17 protein-coding genes and 1 pseudogene are annotated in these 19839 nt (G+C 38.1%); 15 read left to right on the top strand and 3 right to left on the bottom strand.

Annotated elements, in window-relative coordinates:
• Positions 1 to 21: 21 nt before the first annotated feature.
• Both sdaAA and sdaAB read right to left on the bottom strand, forming a co-directional pair.
• Complete coding sequence (sdaAA, locus tag D2908_RS02315) at positions 22 to 894, bottom strand: L-serine ammonia-lyase, iron-sulfur-dependent, subunit alpha (protein WP_117304545.1); 873 nt, start codon at positions 892 to 894, stop codon at positions 22 to 24.
• Positions 895 to 902: 8 nt separating this feature from the next.
• Positions 903 to 1574, bottom strand: coding sequence for an L-serine ammonia-lyase, iron-sulfur-dependent subunit beta (sdaAB, locus tag D2908_RS02310; RefSeq protein ID WP_117304543.1), 672 nt, complete (start codon positions 1572 to 1574; stop codon positions 903 to 905).
• Positions 1575 to 1815: 241 nt separating this feature from the next.
• Here sdaAB and D2908_RS02305 point away from each other — a divergent pair, with 241 nt between their 5' ends.
• From D2908_RS02305 to argH, 6 genes and pseudogenes are all read left to right on the top strand, one after another.
• Positions 1816 to 2466: a LysM peptidoglycan-binding domain-containing protein gene (locus tag D2908_RS02305; protein ID WP_117304541.1), complete on the top strand. Its 651-nt coding sequence runs from the start codon at positions 1816 to 1818 to the stop codon at positions 2464 to 2466.
• A 138-nt stretch (positions 2467 to 2604) separates the two neighbouring features.
• A complete protein-coding gene (locus D2908_RS02300) occupies positions 2605 to 3462 on the top strand; it encodes a helix-turn-helix transcriptional regulator (RefSeq protein WP_117304539.1) in 858 nt (285 codons plus the stop codon).
• A 415-nt stretch (positions 3463 to 3877) separates the two neighbouring features.
• Positions 3878 to 4162, top strand: a complete 285-nt coding sequence (locus D2908_RS02295; RefSeq protein WP_117304537.1) for a lactococcin 972 family bacteriocin — start codon at positions 3878 to 3880, stop codon at positions 4160 to 4162.
• A gap of 54 nt (positions 4163 to 4216) precedes the next feature.
• Positions 4217 to 6325: a bacteriocin-associated integral membrane family protein gene (locus D2908_RS02290; RefSeq protein WP_117304535.1), complete on the top strand. Its 2109-nt coding sequence runs from the start codon at positions 4217 to 4219 to the stop codon at positions 6323 to 6325.
• Positions 6322 to 6963, top strand: coding sequence for an ABC transporter ATP-binding protein (locus D2908_RS02285; RefSeq protein WP_117304533.1), 642 nt, complete (start codon positions 6322 to 6324; stop codon positions 6961 to 6963). Before D2908_RS02290 ends, D2908_RS02285 begins: the two co-directional genes overlap by 4 nt.
• Positions 6964 to 7068: 105 nt before the next feature.
• Positions 7069 to 8088, top strand: a pseudogene (gene argH / locus D2908_RS02280) (argininosuccinate lyase); the annotation flags it as partial.
• Between the two features lie 290 nt (positions 8089 to 8378).
• Here argH and D2908_RS02275 read toward each other — a convergent pair.
• Positions 8379 to 9242 carry a helix-turn-helix transcriptional regulator gene (locus D2908_RS02275; RefSeq protein ID WP_117304531.1) on the bottom strand — a complete coding sequence of 288 codons (864 nt, stop codon included), beginning with the start codon at positions 9240 to 9242 and terminating at the stop codon, positions 8379 to 8381.
• A gap of 464 nt (positions 9243 to 9706) precedes the next feature.
• Between D2908_RS02275 and D2908_RS02270 the strand changes: the two genes are divergently transcribed.
• From D2908_RS02270 to mnmG, 9 genes are all read left to right on the top strand, one after another.
• Positions 9707 to 11926 (top strand): peptidase domain-containing ABC transporter, encoded by a 2220-nt coding sequence (locus tag D2908_RS02270; RefSeq protein ID WP_117304529.1) that lies wholly within the window; start codon positions 9707 to 9709, stop codon positions 11924 to 11926.
• Positions 11919 to 12386 (top strand): AraC family transcriptional regulator, encoded by a 468-nt coding sequence (locus D2908_RS02265; RefSeq protein ID WP_117304527.1) that lies wholly within the window; start codon positions 11919 to 11921, stop codon positions 12384 to 12386. The genes D2908_RS02270 and D2908_RS02265 overlap by 8 nt, the downstream gene beginning before the upstream one ends.
• Positions 12383 to 13735, top strand: a complete 1353-nt coding sequence (locus D2908_RS02260; RefSeq protein WP_117304525.1) for an HlyD family efflux transporter periplasmic adaptor subunit — start codon at positions 12383 to 12385, stop codon at positions 13733 to 13735. The genes D2908_RS02265 and D2908_RS02260 overlap by 4 nt, the downstream gene beginning before the upstream one ends.
• Before the next feature lie 145 nt (positions 13736 to 13880).
• Positions 13881 to 14252 carry an SPH_0218 family bacteriocin-like peptide gene (locus tag D2908_RS02255; RefSeq protein WP_117304523.1) on the top strand — a complete coding sequence of 124 codons (372 nt, stop codon included), beginning with the start codon at positions 13881 to 13883 and terminating at the stop codon, positions 14250 to 14252.
• Positions 14253 to 14259: 7 nt separating this feature from the next.
• A complete protein-coding gene (locus D2908_RS02250; protein ID WP_117304521.1) occupies positions 14260 to 14472 on the top strand; it encodes a hypothetical protein in 213 nt (70 codons plus the stop codon).
• A gap of 413 nt (positions 14473 to 14885) precedes the next feature.
• A complete protein-coding gene (locus D2908_RS02245; RefSeq protein ID WP_000424423.1) occupies positions 14886 to 15191 on the top strand; it encodes an SPAR17_0115 family bacteriocin-like peptide in 306 nt (101 codons plus the stop codon).
• Positions 15192 to 15908: 717 nt separating this feature from the next.
• Complete coding sequence (mnmA, locus tag D2908_RS02230) at positions 15909 to 17030, top strand: tRNA 2-thiouridine(34) synthase MnmA (protein WP_049543159.1); 1122 nt, start codon at positions 15909 to 15911, stop codon at positions 17028 to 17030.
• A 140-nt stretch (positions 17031 to 17170) separates the two neighbouring features.
• Complete coding sequence (locus tag D2908_RS02225) at positions 17171 to 17626, top strand: NUDIX hydrolase (RefSeq protein ID WP_165847416.1); 456 nt, start codon at positions 17171 to 17173, stop codon at positions 17624 to 17626.
• Between the two features lie 9 nt (positions 17627 to 17635).
• Positions 17636 to 19549 carry a tRNA uridine-5-carboxymethylaminomethyl(34) synthesis enzyme MnmG gene (gene mnmG, locus D2908_RS02220; protein WP_117304515.1) on the top strand — a complete coding sequence of 638 codons (1914 nt, stop codon included), beginning with the start codon at positions 17636 to 17638 and terminating at the stop codon, positions 19547 to 19549.
• Positions 19550 to 19839 lie beyond the last annotated feature (290 nt).

Below are 19839 nucleotides of genomic sequence, written 5' to 3'. Positions count from 1 at the left end.
GGTTTCTCCTATTTTGATAAGTTATTCTCCAAAAATTTCTTTTTGGAGGCGACGACCAGTAGGAGTAGCAGCGAGTCCACCTTCAGCTGTTTCACGAAAGGCAGTTGGCATGCTTGCTCCTACTTGGTACATGGCATCGATAACCTCATCCACAGGGATCTTAGATTCGATACCTGCCAAGGCCATGTCTGCTGCGATGAAGGCAAAGCTAGCTCCCATGGCATTGCGCTTGACGCAGGGAACTTCAACCAAGCCTGCTACAGGGTCACAGATGAGGCCCAGCATATTTTTAATGACAAAGGCAATAGCTTGACTGGCTTGATAAGGTGTTCCGCCTGCAGCTAGAGTCAAGGCGGCAGCACTCATAGCAGAGGCCGAACCAACCTCAGCCTGGCAACCACCCTCAGCGCCTGAGATAGAGGCGTTGTTTGCGATGACTAGTCCAAAGGCACCAGCAGCAAAGAGGAAATCCAGCTGCTGTTCGTGGCTGAGCTCTAATTTTTCAATAGCAGCAGTGAGAACGGAAGGCAGACAGCCAGCACTTCCTGCGGTCGGAGTGGCACAAACCAAGCCCATTTTGGCATTGTGTTCATTGACTGCAATGGCATTCCGGGCAGCAGAGAGAATCGTGTAATCTGACAGAGTTTTTCCGTTTTTGATGTAGTGATCCAATTTGGCAGCATCTCCACCTGTCAGGCCACTACGAGATTTATTTTCATTGAGGCCAAGTTGGACAGAGGCTTTCATGACTTCCAGATTACGTTCCATGAGAAGGAAGACTTCTTCACGTTCGCGACCGGTCAATTCAAACTCTGTTGTAATCATGAGTTCTGCGACATTTCCTTGGAAGTCCAGATCTGCTTGCTCGACCAATTCTTTGATAGAATAAAACATGCTTCCTCCTATTTAAAGAAATTGACATTGTGGAGATGAGGGATTTTTCGAATTTCTTCGATAGCCTCATCACAGTTGCGACTGTCAACTTCGATAATCATAATGGCTTTTTCACCAGCTTTTTCACGAGTAACATTCATCTGAGCGATATTGATACCATAGCGGGAAAGGGCCTCTGTTACGAGGGCAATCATACCTGGAATATCTTGATGAACGATGATGATAGTCGGTGTATTCATACTGAGAGAGACGGCAAAGCCATTGAGTTCGGTGACCTGAATATTTCCTCCACCGATAGAAATACCAGTTACACTGATGGTCTTGTGAGCATTTTTGACGGTAATTTTAGTGGTGTTTGGATGAGGAGCATTACTGTCTTTTTGAATGGTCCAGACAATCTTGATACCACGCTTGTGGGCAATTTCCAGGCTGTTTGGGATTTCAGGATCATCTGTATCCATGCCCAAAATACCAGCAACAAGGGCTAGGTCTGTCCCGTGACCACGATAGGTTTTGGCAAATGAGTTAAATAGTTGGAATTCGACTTCTGTCGGAGTATCATCAAAAATGGAAGAGACAATCTTCCCAATACGAACAGCACCAGCGGTATGACTACTAGATGGGCCAATCATAACTGGTCCGATGATATCAAAGACAGATTGAAAACGAAGTGATTTCATCAGTTTCCCCTTACATAAATTCTTATCTCTATTATATCAAAGAATAAAGGTCTTGACTTTAATTGTGGATGAAAACCTTTCTAATACCTCAAGTAGCATAAAAATAGTATCTTTTATGACAAAAAATACCTTATTTAGGGAAATAAAAAATAATTTTGTAATATTTCTACATAAAGGCGTTAAGAAACGGTAATATTCAAAGAGTATGATAGAACTATAGAAAGAAGGAGAATTTTCAAATATGAAAACAACAACTAAAAAGATTAAAACAACTCTTGCAGGAGTAGCTGCCTTGCTTGCAGTATTTGCTCCATCATTTGTATCTGCTCAAGAATCATCAACTTACACTGTTAAAGAAGGTGATACACTTTCAGAAATCGCTGAAACTCACAACACAACTGTTGAGAAATTAGCAGAAAACAACCACATTGACAACATTCATTTGATTTATGTTGGTCAAGAGTTGGTTATCGATGGTCCTGTAGCGCCTGTTACAACACCAGCGCCAGCTACTTATGCGGCACCAGCTGCTCAAGATGAAACTGTTTCAGCTCCAGTAGCAGAAACTACAGAAGTAGTAGAAGAAGCAACACCAGCTGCAAGCGCTCCTGTAGAAGAAGCAACTGTTGCTGCAGCAGAAACTTCAGCACCAGCTGTAACTGTAAGCGGATCTGAAGCAGAAGCTAAAGAATGGATTGCACAAAAAGAATCAGGCGGTAGCTATACAGCTACAAATGGCCGTTACATCGGACGTTACCAATTGACAGATTCATACTTGAATGGTGACTACTCAGCTGAAAACCAAGAACGTGTAGCAGATGCCTACGTTGCAGGACGTTACGGTTCATGGTCAGCCGCTAAAAACTTCTGGCTTAACAACGGCTGGTATTAAGAAATAGGGGAAAGAGCTTTGAATAGCTCTTTTTTCTTTCCTTTTTAGAATCCTGTTCACTCTTTGTAGACAAGATGTCATAATCTTCTCAAAAAAGTAGTATAATATTTTTATAGAATATAAATAGTGGTGGTTAGCATGCATGCATTATTAGCAACAAGATTAAAAAATAAGCGAAAAGAGCTGGGCTGGTCGCAAAAAGAGTTGGCAGAAGGAATTTGCCAACAAACTCAGATAAGTCGCATGGAACAAGGCAAATATATGCCAGGAGCAGATTTGTTATATAAATTATCTGAAAAAATGGGATTAAATATGGACTATTTCTTTTCAGGGGAAATTTCGAAAGAGTTTCTAGGCTTGTCTGCTTTCAAGAGGTTGTCTGAAACATTGTTGGAAAATCAAGATTATGCCTCTTTGAAATATGCTTTTGAGGGAGAGAGAAAGCAACAGACTTCTTTATCTTTTGATGAAAAGATTTATCTGGACTGGATAGATGCCATTCTAACCTATCAATGTGAACATCAATTAAAACTAGCTATTTCAAAAATAGAGGGCATCCTCAGTAGGATTAGTATTGATAAAGTGGACTATTTGTACATTTTGAATACCCTGCTGATTTTCTTAGGCTATGATGAGGATAAGGAGAAATTTGAACAACTATATAATCAGGTTTCCGTAGCTCTTTCAAAAATCGATACCAATGTGCGTGAACAAATTGAGTTGTATATCAAAATAAAATACAATTATTGTTACCACCTTTGGAAACAGGAGGAGATGGATAAGTCCAGAGCGCTATTATTGGAGATAATTGAATTTTGTAACAAATATCATAGTAGCTTTAGGTTAGCAGATTTATATTGTTTGTTGGGAAATGTAACAGAAGATCTTGATATCTCTGTTGCTAAGGACTATTATATGAAAGCTAAGGTGCTCTATCTAATTGAAAATAGTGAAGTTATGGCACTCAAGGTAGAACAATATCTGATGGATAAGTAGTCAGAGAATGTATAAGGATAGCAAAAGCTATCTTTTTTATATGCAAATATAACTATAATTCTTCTTTTTGAAAATATTTATATTATTACTTAAATTGCTTGACAATTTATATATGTTGATTTATAATATAGGTGAAAGAAGGTGGCAAGATGGGAAAATTAAAATTCGAATATTTGAAAGCGCTATCTCTGTTGCTTATTGTGCTAATTCTACTGAGTAATAGTCGAAGTTTTATTAGTACTACTCTAGTTACTCAAGGTATTGATACAGGAGCGTACTATTCTCCCGGTTAAAAATAAGTTCGTTGTTAAAGAATGAGATAGAAGGAAGGTGACTCCAATGGACTACGATACTTGTTGATAAATTACTATAGCTGTTTTTACGGAACAGCTCTCGATAATAGGAGAAATAAATCATGAGAAAATTAGTTAAAATTGGTGTTGCATCTTTAATGGTATGTGGTATACTTGCTACTACAAATGCTTTAGCAGTATGGGTTGATGGTGGTCAATGGAACTATGGAGTAGGTTGGACAGGAACTTTTGGATATTCTGATTATTTACATTCTACTCGATCTCATACAGCAACTGTCAAGCATGGAGGTAGAATCTCTAAGGATCGTGAAGATCCCGAGGTTTGGGCTAAAGCTTCCCTTAATAAAATTCCGCCAACAGGATTAGAATATTTCTATGGATTTTAAGTGAAATTTTCCCTCTCCTATTAGGGGAGGGAGAACTTTAGTGGAGGTACTTTTATGAAAAAAATCAGTCATCTTTGTATGTTTCTGCTGTTGCTGTGTACCACTTTTTTTGTTTTTAATGTAAACTACACACGTGAAGCGGTTCGGATTCGGGAAATGGGAAAGACTGTAGATTCTTTGGATTTGTATTTGAAAGATATTAACGAACCTGCAGCGTCTGTTCTTCGATTTTTTGAGGATGTATCAAAGGAGTACAAGGTCTCCATCATCAAAACAGACAGTGGTGATGAGGTAATCAAGTCTGGTGTTTTTGATAAAGATACCTTCCCCTACCAAGAGTTTGGGATTTCTTCTCTTGATTTTACTACAGATGGTGAAGGAGTCTACAGTAATAAAGAAATTTCCAATAAACTTGGTACGATTCCGACCTTTCTAAAAGCCAAGCCTATTCAGCTTATGACTTTTCAAACCTATATCAAGGATACATCTCGTAGTTTAAATGGTCGCTATACGATAACTTCTACACAAGAGATGGACAAGGACAGGATTGTACAGAAATGGAGCGATTTTTTCAAGATAGACCAGGCGACCTTGCTAGAGCCAACCTACAAAAGTGCAGTGGAAGTCATAAATCGAGATTTGCTTTTATCTGCCATTGTCTTTGTCTTGGCTATTTTACTTCTTGTGTTAGTAACAGTGTATCAGCCGATGATGGAGATGAAAAGAGTTGGGGTTCAAAAGTTACTTGGGTTTCAAGATCGGGCTGTTTTAGCTGATGTTGTTAAAGGCAACCTCTACCTCCTCCTAGGTGGGGCGCTCGTGATCAATCTGGGAGTGTGTTTCTTACTTGATTACAAGCCAAAAGATTTATTCCCAATGTTATGGTTGTCGTATTTTTTGCTTTTGCAACTTTATCTCTTTATTAGTTGGTTGACTTATCTCTTGATCCAAAAAATGACAATCAGCTCTCTGTTGAAAGGTTTTTCATCTTTCAAATTTGGTTTAATCTTCAATTATGTGATGAAAATTGGAACCACTATTTTACTGACGGCCTTACTGATTGGGGTGGGCAGAAGTTTAGAACAAGAAAACAAAGAACTTGCTTATCAGCAACAGTGGGTAAGCCAAGGTAATTACCTGACCTTAGAAACCTTCAAACTCAATGATAACCTGTGGCAAGAAGAGCTAGCCGGTTCAGGGAAATCTACAGATTATTTCTATCGATTTTATCAGGATTTGGTAGAAAAAACGCAGGCGGGCTATGTGCAGAGTAGCAGTCTTCCTGTAAAAAATTTTGTCCAATCAGAACAGATTCAGCAATATCAGTTAACAGATACGGTGGATGTTTACTATGCCAATCGCAATTTTCTAAAGAGCAAGGGATTCAAGCTACCAGATACCGGTATTAAAAAAGTTATTTTGATGCCAGCCAGTGATAAAGGACAAGAAGATAAAAATCAGCTCTTGGGGAAGTTAATTGCCTTTCATTCGATGAAGTATGAAGAGCAGCAAAAACGAACGATAGAGGAGATGGATGTCGAGATTGCCTATTATGAAGGAGATTGGTCATTTTTCCCATATAGTGATAAGCGAAAGAAAAATCTCTCCAATCCAATTATTAGCTTGGTCAATGATTCTGATATGATGTGGGATGAGAAAGCCTCCCTGTCAACAACTGGCTTAAATAATCCGATTAAAATTGAAAATACGGTTCAACATCAAAAAGAGATTACAGAGTTAGTTGAGAAATTGTCAGATGGAAATTATTTAAAATTTTCATCTATTCAAGCCATTCAACAAGAGAAAGTGGATTCTTATCGAGATGCAGTTCGCAATTTTAATATACTCTTTGCTTTGTTTGGTCTCCTTAGCATGATGATTTCCTACTTCTTACTAGTAACAACTTTCTTATTGAAGCGAACAGATATCATCACCAAGAAGTTTATGGGTTGGAAATTGATAGATCGGTATCGTTCTTTCTTGAGGCTTCTCTTATTGGTATATAGCCTTCCTTTTGTAGTCCTGCTATTCTTTACACAGGCACTTTTTCCGCTCCTACTTTTTGCAGGATTTACAGGCTTAGATATTCTGTTTGTACTTTTCTTGGGTTCTAAGATGGAAAAACGAAATGTAGTGCAGTTATTGAAAGGGGATCACTTATGATAAAGTTGAAAAATATTACCAAAACCATTGGGGGAAAAGTGATTTTGGATCACTTGTCTCTTAGGATTGATCAGGGTGATTTGGTAGCCATTGTTGGCAAGAGTGGTAGTGGTAAGTCGACCTTGTTAAATTTATTAGGTTTGATAGATGGTGATTATAGCGGACGGTATGAGATTTTTGGTCAGACAAATCTAGCGGTTAATTCTGCTAAGTCGCAAACAATAATCCGTGAACATATCTCTTATCTATTTCAAAATTTTGCCCTGATTGATGATGAAACGGTCGAGTACAATCTCATGCTGGCGCTGAAATATGTGAAATTGTCCAAGAAAGACAAGCTCAAAAAGGTGGAAGAGATTTTAGAGAGGGTAGGTTTGTCAGCTACTTTGCATCAAAAGGTCTCCGAGTTGTCTGGTGGGGAACAACAACGAATTGCAGTTGCTAGAGCCATCTTAAAACCCAGCCAGCTGATTTTAGCCGATGAACCGACAGGTTCGCTAGATCCTGAAAATAGAGATTTGGTCTTGAAGTTTCTCTTAGAGATGAATCGAGAAGGGAAAACAGTTATTATTGTGACCCACGATGCTTATGTAGCCCAACAATGTCATCGTATCATTGAATTGGGCGAGGGGAAATGAGTTAGCTCTGCTTATTTTGACTGACTGAATACTCATGTTTCCCCATAGATAAATAGCATCAATAAGCCTAGGAATGAAATTTTTATGTAGTTTTCCTAGGTTTTTAAGGAACAACTTGGCCATGTCCTAGATAAACTGGCTCATCTCAAAGGTGTTTTATTAGACTTGGCGGAAAATCATGTGGAGACTATCATGTCGGGCTATACCCATCTGCAACATGCCCAGCCTATTAGTTTTGCCCACCACCTGATGGCTTACTACAATATGTTTCAGAGAGACAGTGAGTGTTTTGAATTCAACCAGAAGCATACAGACCTATGCCCTCTAGGTACAGCAGCTTTGGCAGGGACGACTTTCCCCATTGATCGCTACTTGACTAGTGATTTGTTGGAGTTTAAGCAACCGTATACAAATTTTTTGGATGCTGTTAGTGACCGCGATTTTATCTTAGAATTTCTATCCAATGCCAGTATACTCATGATGCATATGAACCGTTTTTGTGAAGAAATGATAAACGGGTGTAGTTTTGAGTACCAATTCATTACCTTGTCAGATACGTTTACAACAGGTTCCTCTATTATGCCCCAAAAGAAAAATCCAGATATGGCTGAGTTGATTCGAGGAAAGACTGGTAGAGTCTATGGGAATCTGTTTGGACTGTTGACAGTCATGAAGTCCTTGCCTTTAGCTTATAATAAGGATCTGCAAGAGGATAAGGAAGGAATGTTTGACACGGTCGAAACGATTTTAAATTCCCTTGATGTATTGGCAGGTATGTTATCTAGCTTGCAGGTAAACAAGGAAAAAATGCAAGAATCGACAGAGAAGGACTTTTCAAATGCGACTGAGTTGGCAGATTATTTGGCAGGGCAAGACTTGCCATTTAGAGAAGCTCATGAGGTTGTAGGAAGATTAGTGCTAGACTCTATCAAGTCTGCTAAAAATATTCAAGATTGGACTTTGGAGGAATTACAAACCTATCATTCCCTCATTGCCGAGGATATCTATGTCTACTTGCAACCTAAAACTGCTGTTCAAAGACGAAATTCTTTGGGAGGTACAGGATTTGACCAAGTGAAATACCAGATAGAACAAGCTAAGAAAGAACTTAAAGGGAAAAATTGATTCGTTTGCAAAGTAAGAAAGAGAGGCTGAGATGATTTATCAGCCTCTTTCTTGTCGTTAAAAAAGTGAGATATATTGACTTTTGAAAAAAATGTCATAATTGAGTTGGGATAAACGTAAAAGTCATACTTTCTCGTTAAATCGTTCGGCGATTCATGGTGACATGGACACGTAGTAGTAAGCAAACTATGTGACTTGGCAGAGCTAAAAGCTTCTGGCTTAACAACAGCTGGTATTAAGAAATAATGAATGGAATAATATGAAAAGGTCGAGGAACCCCCTCGACTTTTTTATAATTTCTTTGGTTGATAATGGGTCTCTACTTCTTTTTTGAGATGAGACAGCATAGAAGTTTCCTCGGTTAGCTCCAGAAGGGAGAACCCTTTTTGGATAAGTTTAGAATCGTTTGTACAAATCCCAATACGGACATAGCAGATAGCAAGCCTATCATAGCTTTTCTTATTCTTGGCATCCTCCAGTAAAGTGTAGCAGATTTGCTTACACATGTTTTTATCTTGATTGTATAGATAGAGTGTAGAAAGGTTTAATAGAATTGTCATTCGCAATTCATATAAATGTTGATAGTTTTTATAGACTTCTAGGCGTTGCAATATTTTTCCAGTGATGAGATGGAGGTATTCAATGGAAAAACTGAAAAGAATGGTATTGAGGATTTTTAGGTCACTCTCATACCATGTATCTTGTTTTTCAATTTTCCTCCAAAGTTTCTTGACAACCTGTGCTGCGTGATCTGATAGTTCCCCTGTCCTGTGTTGACGGATATAAATGACAACTTCAAGCATGTCTCTGATTTCTTCTATAGGGAGATCGTGGTGGGTCTTGAGGTAGTCTTGGCATTTTTGAAATAAATTGGCAAGATCGCTGGTTCCGATAATGGAACGCATATTGAGATAGGCTTGCATAATTTCTGTACGTTGACTTGGTTGATAAAGTTGACAGATATATTCAAACTCTTCAAAACTCATATTGATTTGCCGGAGAAGAAATTCCATATTTTCATATTTTGGGGTTGTCTTGCCACTTTCGATTTTTGATAAGCTGGTTCTTGAGAGAACACCCCCACAGACCTCTTCTTGGGTCAGCCCCTTTGACTCACGTATTTCTTTATAGACCTTTCCGAAATCATAACGCATGATTTTCTCCTTTCCGTGAAAAAAGTTAACAAACAATAAAATCTTGTTAAAAATATTGTATCATAGCAGTGTAAAAAGTAAAAAAGAAAGTCGAAATAAAGTTGTGAAAAAAGTTAACGTAATTTTGAAATGAGCTTAATAAGAGGTACTATGTAGGTAGAAAATAAAGATAGGAGAAAAGTATGAATAAAAAAATATTTTGTATTCTAGTATGTATTATATCATTGATTAGTCTGGCCATAATCTTTCCATGGGGCTGGCCGATATAATATAAGGGAGCTTGGGTTGTTAAAGGAAGCTCAGTCCTTGGACAAAAATCTGCTGTACTACAATGCTTGGAAAGATATCAAGAACAAAGAATGATACGGTTGAAAATAAACTGATTCAAGAACTACTGGGCAGTGATTGAGGTTTGGGTGACATCAAAGAAAAGTTAGATTAATTCTAAAGAATTGAGTATTTCTATGTTAAAAAAATATCCTTGTACGATGCAACATGATCAGTCAGATTGTGCTGCGGCAGTTGTTTCAACAGTTCTTTTATCTTACAAAAAGGAACTATCAATCATGAAGATTCGGGAAATTATTGGTACAGACATGTATGGAACGACTGTCAGTGGTATTGTTTCAGGTCTGAATAAGTTGAATTTTACAGTAAAAGCTGTTCGAGTAGCACTGGAAGATTTGACTCCAAAATTAACATTTCCTGCGATTCTTCAAGTTAAGAATGATTTAGGTCAAAATCATTTTGTGGTACTACATAGTATCAAAAGGAATAGTAAATTCTACGTAGCAGACCCTGCTAGTGGCATACGCAAGATGTCAAGTGACGAATTGGGAGAAATTTATCAAGGTATTACTCTTTTTATGGTTCCAAATTCGGATTTTGAAAGAGGGAAACTAAAGGGAAAAGGACTTCTTGATTTATTTGGAAGGTTAATTTTTAATCAAAAAGGCTTGATTAGTACAGTTATATTAGCTTCCTTTGTTTTAAGTATCATTGGTATTTTATCGAGTCTCTTTTCAAAAGTTATCATGGACGAGGTGATTCCATATGCTTTAAAAAATAGTCTGTATATGTTCTTGATAGTATTTGGAATAGTGTCGTTCTTACAGACTCTTCTATCTGCATTTCGTCAGCACGTTCTTTTGTTTCTATCTCGAAAAATTGATATACCAGTTTTAATGGGATATTATGACCATATTATTCATCTTCCTTATAGTTTTTTTGGAAGTCGTAGAGTTGGTGATGTTTTAACAAGATTTCAAGATGCGATGACGATAAAGAATGTGTTTACGTCAGTCTCTATTTCATTAGTCATGGATATCACCTTGTCAGTTATTAGTGCGGTTGTCCTTTGGACTATTAATCAATCTTTATTTCTGATATTAGTTTTTATGGTTATTGTTAACATCATTCTTATATACTGTTTTAAAAAGCCTTATAAAAAAATTAATCATGAACAAATGGAAGCAAATGGACTTCTTAATTCACAGTTAATTGAATCCATTCGTAACATTGATACCATTAAGTCTCAACATGACGAGGAACAACGTTTAAACAAAATTGAAGAAAAATTTGTTCATACTTTAGAAATTGGTTATAAAGAAGGTGTTTTGCAGAATATTCAGTCTACAATATCCTCAATGACCTCAACCATGGGTGGGTTATTATTTATGGGAGTGGGCGCCTTATTTATCATTGATGGAAAAATGACTATTGGGGACCTCTTGGTTTTTCAGACATTAAGTCAATATTTTACAGAACCTATTCAGAATCTAGTTGGCTTGCAGTTAACCTTTCAAGAGGTACAGGTTGCGGTTAGTCGACTTCAAGAATTGATGGAAGTAAATCGTGAAGATTGCTCCTTGGATTATAGTATTAGAGACTTCACCTTATGTGATGACATTGAATTTAAAGATGTAACATTTGCCTATGGTTCACGCCCTCCTGTTATCAAGGACTTTAATTTGCGAATTAAACAAGGAGAAAAAATAGCTTTTGTTGGAGAAAGCGGAGCAGGAAAAAGTACGCTAGTTCGTTTGTTATTAAGATTTATAAATCCGAGTGAGGGGAAAATTTGTATAGGAGAAAATGACTTATCAGATCTTGACTATGGTAAACTACGTAAGAAAATTTCCTACATTCCACAGACCATAGAACTCTTTACAGGGACAATTATTGATAATCTAAAAATTGGTAATCCTTCTGTCACATATGAGGATATGGTGAGAGTTTGTCGTATTGTTGGTATTCATGATACGATTCAACGTCTTCAAAATCGTTATGGTTCCTTCGTAGAAGAAGGCGGTCAAAATTTCTCGGGTGGAGAGAAACAACGATTGGCTATTGCAAGAGCACTGCTGAGTAAAGCTGACTTGTATATATTTGATGAGGCAACCTCTAACTTAGATTCATTTAGTGAACAGATTATTCAGGATTTAATCTTTAATAAAATAATAGATAAGACAACAATTGTAGTAGCCCACAGGCTGTCTACAATTCTTCGATGTGATAAGATATGTTTTTTGGAGAATGGTTCCATTGTAGAATATGGGACTCATGAGGAATTAATGGCTAAAAATGGAAAATATGCTAGAATGGTCGAGTTACAGAGTTTTTATATGAAGCAACAAGTAGAACCGTCGGTTATGTTAGATGCAGAGGAGGTTACTTATGGCTAAACTAGAGATTCAAGATAATAAAAAACTAGTACTAAAGTCAGTTATCTGTAAAAAGTTGTATGATATAAAAGTAGAAAATATAAATCAAGAGATTGAAAAGTTTTATCAACATTTGCAGTTGTTAAAAGCACAAATTTTTGGTCCATTAATTGTAAAAAGTTGTGGTACTACTATTCATGATGATGGATTAATAACGACTGATTTTGAGTTTTATATTCAAGCCTATAATGCTCAACAGTACAGTAACATTTATGATGTACAAGATTCCATCTCTGTTCCATATTGTTTATATGTTCGTTTTGAAGATAGCCCTGAGTATCTGCAGTATGCGTATTCTAAATTGGACCTATATGTCTATGAAAATGATATTCAAACGGACGGGATTGTCTATACAGTTTATGTTAATTCTTCTCCTGAAAAAATGGTAGTAGATATTTTTAGACCTATTGTAAGCCTATGAAATTATATAATAAATCAGAATTGCGTTATTCTCGTATTTTCTTTGATAAGAGACCACCAGCTTTTGCGTTTATTCTCATTATTTCAACTGCTATTGTCTTAAGCGGTGCATTGATTGGCGCAGCTTATATACCCAAAAACTATATTGTAAAAGCGAATGGGAATTCAGTTATAACAGGTACAGAGTTCCTATCAGCAATTAGTTCAGGGAAGGTAGTTACTTTACATAAGTCAGAAGGAGATATGGTAAATGCTGGAGATGTCATTATTTCGTTATCAAGTGGACAAGAAGGTTTACAAGCGAGCTCTTTAAATAAACAATTGGAGAAGTTACGCGCAAAAGAAGCTATCTTTCAAAAATTTGAACAATCATTAAATGAGAAATACAACCATATGTCTAATTCTGGTGAAGAACAGGAATATTATGGGAAAGTTGAATACTACCTATCTCAGTTAAATTCGGAAAATTATAATAATGGTACCCAGTATTCAAAGATTCAGGATGAATATACGAAGTTGAATAAAATAACAGCTGAAAGAAATCAGTTAGATGCCGACTTGCAAACTCTACAAAATGAATTGCTTCAACTTCAACAGCAAGGAGACTCACCTCCTCTATCAGATACGACATCAGCTGATAACAAAGCTAAGTTAGAAACTAAGATATCAGAAATAACAACAAAAATCGAAGCATTAAAAACAAATATTACATCTAAAAATAGCGAGATTGATAGTCAACAAAGCAATATTAAGGATATGAACCGTACCTATAATAATCCAACTTCTCAGGCTTATAATATTTATGCTCAATTAATTAGTGAGTTAGGTACTGCTCGTTCAAACAACAATAAAAGTATTACAGAGCTTGAGGCTAATCTTGGAGTGGCAACAGGTCAAGATAAAGCTCATAGTATATTAGCGCCAAATGAAGGTACTCTGCATTATCTGGTACCTTTGAAACAAGGAATGTCTATTCAGCAGGGGCAAACGATAGCAGAAGTTTCAGGGAAAGAAAAAGGTTACTATGTGGAGGCTTTTGTACTTGCGAGTGATATTTCTCGTGTTTCAAAAGGAGCAAAAGTTGATGTTGCTATTACTGGTGTAAATAGTCAAAAATATGGAACACTAAAGGGACAAGTCAGACAGATTGATTCAGGAACAATTTCCCAAGAAACGAAAGAGGGGAATATTAGCCTTTATAAAGTCATGATAGAATTAGAAACCTTAACTCTAAAACATGGAAGTGAGACAGTCGTCCTCCAAAAGGATATGCCAGTTGAAGTGCGGATTGTCTATGATAAAGAAACCTATCTTGATTGGATTTTGGAAATGTTAAGTTTCAAGCAATAATTGGTTTTAAACATTAAGTTACCTATAAAATAAAGTAAGATAAAGGAAAGATATCTTATCTAGGTAACTAAGTGCTATAAACAAAGTTGACGATCACTTGTTAGGAAGCTATCCTAACCATGCTTAATAAAAAAGGAGAAAATAAATGGAACTCGTATTACCAAATAATTATGTTGCTCTTGAGCAAGAGGAGATGATGTATCTTGATGGGGGGGCTATATATATACCCAAGTGGGCAATTACAGGAGCCATTACTGGTGCAGCATATACAGCATTAGCAGCAGCAGGAGGTGGAGGACTTCAACTAGTTCTTGCATCTTATGGGTTACGCTCCGCACTGGTAGCTGGGATTGTTAAAGGTTTAGGAGTATTAGGAATTCATATTGGAAATGCTTTTGCAAATACTGTTATTAGAAGTATTGCATCTGGTGGAATTGGTGCTGGAGCTGATTGGATTTTTACCAATATTATTGATGGCTGGGATGGGCGACGTGATAATCAATTGAGAATAGGTTAATAATCTTATGTTGATTATTTTAATTTCAGTTATTGTTGCATTCCTGTACCATAAAATTACAGAGTATGTCAACAACAGGAAAATTGATATTGTTATTTTTCTATCATTTCTTATTTCTCATTTTATTTGGAATTACTATTTTTTACCAATTGAAATATTGATAGCAATCAGTGGAGCAAATTTACTATTAAGTTTTTTAAAAAAATTACAGACTAAATAATATTAATCTGTGTAATACAGTAGCTCGGTCATTAGATTCTATTGAAGATATAAATTAAAAATGAGGCTGGGAAAAAACTCAATTTGAAAATGAAATTGAGTAAATTTTTCTATTATATAACGCATATTATCAAGATTTTTGAACACCTGATAATATGCATTTTTCTTATTTAAAGATTTTTTGCCTTTCTTCATTTCTTGAATGCATTGGAGAGATGACTTTATTTAGGTGTTTGATATTACTATAGATAGGATTTAGCAGTAGTAATGCACATTTATATTATAGGTGCGGACTTAAATTTTGGAAGCAAGCTAAAGGATATCTTATCTAGGTAACTAAGTGCTATAAACAAAGTCGACGATTACCTGTTAGGAAACTATCCTAACTATGCTTAATAAAAAAGGAGAAAATAAATGGAACTCGTATTGCCAAATAATTATGTTGATCTTGAACAAGAAGAGATGATGTATCTTGATGGCGGAGAACCAATGTCAATTTCGGCCATTGTTGCCTTGGCTATCACAATTGGTGGCGCATCGTATAGCACAGGATATGTGTTAGGAGAAAGAGTCTACTATTCAGGATATAAAAACTCTGATTATCAAAAAAATAAGTGGGGTATTAGGGGAGCAATGCTGGTTGCATTTGGAGCAATAGGTGCAATAGTTATGCTCGGTTTTGAAAATAGATACTATGCTTTGGTTACTGGTAGAGGATAAAATGTTAAGAGTAATAGTAGTTATTCAATCTTTAGTAATAATACTGCTTGCTGTTGCTTTATTATTATCTCGGAAAAACTTTGATTCGTTAAATGTTGTTCTTATAATGATGATCGTATCACAATTGTTGTTATTAGTATATTTGATAAAATCAGGGAATCAGTGATTAGCTGTTATTTGAATTAAGTAAACTGTTAAGCTTCAAGCAGTAACTGGTTTTAAATATTTAAAATAAGATAAAGGAAGGAAGTCTAATTTAGGTTGGAGCTAGTTATGAAAGATAAAAAAGTACAACTATTTGCGGTTATAGTATTTATTATAAATCTATTATAAATCTATTATTAGCTATCGTGAGTTTATTTGATACTAGTACTTTTAAGCATGTTTTCCTTATAGTGAGCTATCTGGCAGTCATGCTTGCCTTTCTTATCTATATTGTTGTTAAATACATTCAATCACGGAATAATGCAAAGTAAGTGTAGGATGTTTTTATGTGCCTATTCAACCATGGGCATCTTTATCGATTACCGTTTCATTTTCGGTTTAGAAAAGAAAGGACAAGGTTAAAACAATTTTTTCAACAAAGGAGTCAAGATTGGCTCCTTTCCTTGTCTTCTCTAACCAAGCATGTTATAATGAAAACTGCTCAAGCGACCTTCAATCGTGAGGCACACACGACCTTCAATCGTGAATAAACGAATAGATGGGAGACTTACCATGAGTGATAACTCTAAAACACGTGTTGTTGTGGGGATGAGTGGTGGTGTTGATTCGTCGGTGACGGCTCTTTTGCTCAAGGAGCAGGGCTACGATGTGATCGGTATCTTCATGAAGAACTGGGATGACACAGATGAAAACGGCGTCTGTACGGCGACCGAAGATTATAAGGATGTGGCTGCGGTAGCAGACCAGATTGGCATTCCCTACTACTCTGTCAACTTTGAAAAAGAGTACTGGGACCGCGTTTTCGAGTATTTCCTAGCGGAATACCGTGCAGGGCGCACGCCAAATCCAGATGTTATGTGTAACAAGGAAATCAAGTTCAAGGCCTTTTTGGACTATGCCATGACCTTGGGGGCAGACTATGTAGCGACTGGGCACTATGCCCGAGTAGCGCGTGATGAGGATGGGACAGTTCACATGCTTCGTGGCGTGGACAATGGCAAGGATCAGACCTATTTCCTTAGCCAACTTTCACAAGAACAACTTCAAAAAACCATGTTCCCTTTGGGACATTTGGAAAAGCCTGAAGTTCGAAAACTAGCAGAAGAAGCAGGCCTTGCGACTGCTAAGAAGAAAGACTCGACAGGGATTTGTTTTATCGGAGAAAAGAACTTTAAAAATTTCCTCAGCAACTATCTGCCAGCTCAGCCTGGTCGCATGATGACTGTAGATGGTCGCGATATGGGCGAGCATGCAGGCCTTATGTACTATACGATTGGTCAGCGTGGTGGACTCGGTATCGGTGGACAACACGGTGGAGATAATGCTCCTTGGTTCGTTGTCGGAAAAGACCTCAGCAAGAATATCCTCTATGTCGGCCAAGGTTTCTACCATGATTCGCTCATGTCAACCAGCCTAGAGGCTAGCCAAGTCCACTTTACTCGTGACATGCCCGAGGAATTTACGCTAGAATGCACGGCTAAATTCCGCTATCGTCAGCCTGATTCTAAGGTGACCGTCCATGTCAAAGGAGACAAGGCAGAGGTTATCTTTGCAGAACCGCAACGCGCGATCACACCAGGACAGGCAGTTGTCTTTTATGATGGCGAAGAGTGTCTAGGTGGCGGTTTGATTGACAATGCTTACCGCGATGGACAAGTTTGTCAGTACATTTAGATTGACAAATTTTCTCAATTTGCTACAATAATAAAAGCAATAGAAATGATGGTCAAAGCTCATGGATGTTGCAGGCTTTTTTGTCCTGCACTTCTTTGGAGTTTTGACTGTTTTTGTGTCGTTTAGAGGAAAGGACAAAAATGACTCAGCAAGACTTTCGGACAAAAGTGGGAAATACGGTTTTTGGTGTTCGGGCGACAGCCTTGATTGTCCAAAATCGCAAGCTTCTAGTTACCAAAGATAAGGGTAAGTATTACACTATTGGCGGTGCGATTCAAGTCAATGAAAGCACGGAAGACGCGGTAGTCCGTGAAGTGAGGGAAGAACTGGGTGTCAAAGCTGAGGCTTTGCAGCTAGCTTTTGTGGTTGAAAATCGTTTTGAACAGGACGGTGTTTCCTATCACAATATCGAGTTTCATTATCTGGTGGACTTGCTTGAGGATGCCCCATTGACCATGCAGGAAGACGAAAAAAGGCAGCATTGTGAGTGGATTGACTTGGATCAGCTCCAGAATATTCAACTAGTTCCAGCCTTTTTAAAAACAGCCCTACCAGATTGGGACGGCCAACTAAGACACATTCATCTTGAAGAATAGGAGAGAAATATGACTTATCATTTTACTGAAGAATACGATATTATTGTAATTGGTGCTGGACACGCTGGGGTAGAAGCATCCCTAGCCGCTAGCCGTATGGGTTGTAAGGTCTTACTTGCGACTATCAACATTGAAATGCTGGCTTTCATGCCTTGTAACCCCTCTATCGGTGGTTCTGCCAAAGGGATTGTTGTGCGTGAAGTTGATGCCCTCGGTGGCGAGATGGCCAAAACCATTGACAAGACTTACATCCAGATGAAGATGCTCAACACAGGTAAGGGTCCAGCTGTTCGTGCCCTTCGTGCGCAGGCTGACAAGGAGCTTTACTCTAAGGAGATGCGAAAGACAGTTGAAAATCAAGACAATCTGACCCTTCGTCAAACCATGATTGATGAGATTTTGGTTGAAGATGGCAAGGTTGTCGGTGTTCGTACAGCGACCCATCAAGAGTATGCTGCCAAGGCTGTTATCGTGACCACAGGGACAGCCCTCCGTGGGGAAATTATCATCGGAGATCTTAAGTATTCGTCAGGTCCTAACCACAGCCTAGCTTCGATTAACCTAGCTGATAATCTTAAGGAATTGGGCCTCGAAATCGGTCGTTTCAAGACGGGAACCCCTCCACGTGTCAAAGCTTCTTCTATCAACTACGATGTGACAGAGATTCAGCCAGGAGACGAAGCGCCTAATCACTTCTCTTATACTTCACGTGATGAGGATTATGTCAAGGATCAGGTGCCATGCTGGTTGACCTATACCAATGGTACTAGTCATGAAATTATCCAAAATAACCTCCACCGTGCGCCTATGTTTACAGGTGTGGTCAAGGGAGTGGGGCCTCGTTACTGTCCATCGATTGAGGACAAGATTGTGCGCTTTGCAGACAAGGAACGCCACCAACTCTTCCTTGAGCCAGAGGGGCGCAATACAGAGGAAGTCTATGTGCAAGGTCTTTCAACCAGTCTGCCTGAAGATGTGCAACGTGACTTGGTTCATTCCATCAAAGGGTTGGAAAATGCTGAAATGATGCGAACAGGTTATGCCATTGAGTATGACATGGTCTTGCCTCATCAGTTGCGTGCGACTTTGGAAACCAAGAAAATCTCAGGTCTTTTCACTGCTGGTCAAACAAATGGAACGTCAGGTTACGAAGAGGCTGCTGGGCAAGGGATTATCGCGGGTATCAATGCGGCTCTGAAAATCCAAGGCAAGCCTGAATTGATTTTGAAGCGCAGTGACGGTTATATCGGGGTCATGATTGATGACTTGGTGACCAAAGGAACCATTGAGCCTTATCGCCTTTTGACTAGTCGTGCCGAATACCGTCTCATTCTTCGTCATGACAATGCTGATATGCGTTTGACGGAGATGGGACGTGAGATTGGGCTTGTGGATGATGAACGTTGGGCTCGTTTTGAAATCAAGAAAAATCAATTTGAAAATGAGATGAAACGCCTAGACAGCATCAAACTCAAGCCAGTCAAGGAAACCAATGCCAAGGTTGAGGAGATGGGCTTCAAGCCCTTGACCGATGCAGTGACAGCCAAGGAATTCCTTCGCCGTCCAGAAGTTTCTTACCAAGATGTGGTGGCCTTCATCGGACCAGCAGCAGAGGAATTGGATGACAAGATTATCGAATTGATTGAAACAGAAATCAAGTACGAAGGCTATATTTCCAAAGCCATGGATCAGGTTGCCAAGATGAAACGCATGGAAGAAAAACGCATTCCAGCCAATATCGACTGGGATGACATTGATTCTATCGCGACCGAAGCCCGTCAGAAGTTCAAACTTATCAATCCAGAAACCATCGGCCAAGCCAGCCGTATTTCGGGAGTAAACCCAGCAGATATTTCTATTTTGATGGTGTATTTGGAAGGTAAAAATCGTAGTATTTCTAAAACTCTTCAAAAATCAAAATGATACGTCGTCGGCTTCTTACGAATGAGTTCAAAGCTTGGCTTTGATTCATCTCCAGCCTCCCATAGTTCCCCGAACTATGGGAGCTAACTCAAGTTATGCTTTCGCCTAGCCTTCTAGTCTGATTTCGATTTTTATTGAGTTTTAATCTCAAAAGAAAGCATAGAGAAAAACAGCTCCGAAAACGGGGCTGTTTTGTTGACTTGTACTCAATGAAAATCAAAGAGCAAACTAGGAAGTTAGCCGTAGGTTGCTCAAAGCACTGCTTTGAGGTTGTAGATAGAACTGACGAA

The organism is Streptococcus sp. LQJ-218, assembly GCF_003428885.1.
In the GTDB taxonomy this organism is placed as follows: Bacteria; Bacillota; Bacilli; order Lactobacillales; family Streptococcaceae; genus Streptococcus.
This window is presented reverse-complemented; position numbering and strand designations above follow the sequence as displayed.

Coding starts and splice junctions, on each gene's coding strand:
- D2908_RS02305 (WP_117304541.1), top strand. CDS start 1,816: ATGAAAACAACAACTAAAAAGATTAAAACAACTCTTGCAGGAGTAGCT.
- D2908_RS02225 (WP_165847416.1), top strand. CDS start 17,171: ATGACTCAGCAAGACTTTCGGACAAAAGTGGGAAATACGGTTTTTGGT.
- D2908_RS02250 (WP_117304521.1), top strand. CDS start 14,260: ATGTTGATTATTTTAATTTCAGTTATTGTTGCATTCCTGTACCATAAA.
- D2908_RS02275 (WP_117304531.1), bottom strand. CDS start 9,242: ATGCGTTATGATTTCGGAAAGGTCTATAAAGAAATACGTGAGTCAAAG.
- mnmG (WP_117304515.1), top strand. CDS start 17,636: ATGACTTATCATTTTACTGAAGAATACGATATTATTGTAATTGGTGCT.
- D2908_RS02245 (WP_000424423.1), top strand. CDS start 14,886: ATGGAACTCGTATTGCCAAATAATTATGTTGATCTTGAACAAGAAGAG.
- D2908_RS02265 (WP_117304527.1), top strand. CDS start 11,919: ATGGCTAAACTAGAGATTCAAGATAATAAAAAACTAGTACTAAAGTCA.
- D2908_RS02270 (WP_117304529.1), top strand. CDS start 9,707: ATGTTAAAAAAATATCCTTGTACGATGCAACATGATCAGTCAGATTGT.
- D2908_RS02300 (WP_117304539.1), top strand. CDS start 2,605: ATGCATGCATTATTAGCAACAAGATTAAAAAATAAGCGAAAAGAGCTG.
- D2908_RS02255 (WP_117304523.1), top strand. CDS start 13,881: ATGGAACTCGTATTACCAAATAATTATGTTGCTCTTGAGCAAGAGGAG.
- sdaAA (WP_117304545.1), bottom strand. CDS start 894: ATGTTTTATTCTATCAAAGAATTGGTCGAGCAAGCAGATCTGGACTTC.
- D2908_RS02295 (WP_117304537.1), top strand. CDS start 3,878: ATGAGAAAATTAGTTAAAATTGGTGTTGCATCTTTAATGGTATGTGGT.
- D2908_RS02285 (WP_117304533.1), top strand. CDS start 6,322: ATGATAAAGTTGAAAAATATTACCAAAACCATTGGGGGAAAAGTGATT.
- mnmA (WP_049543159.1), top strand. CDS start 15,909: ATGAGTGATAACTCTAAAACACGTGTTGTTGTGGGGATGAGTGGTGGT.
- sdaAB (WP_117304543.1), bottom strand. CDS start 1,574: ATGAAATCACTTCGTTTTCAATCTGTCTTTGATATCATCGGACCAGTT.
- D2908_RS02290 (WP_117304535.1), top strand. CDS start 4,217: ATGAAAAAAATCAGTCATCTTTGTATGTTTCTGCTGTTGCTGTGTACC.
- D2908_RS02260 (WP_117304525.1), top strand. CDS start 12,383: ATGAAATTATATAATAAATCAGAATTGCGTTATTCTCGTATTTTCTTT.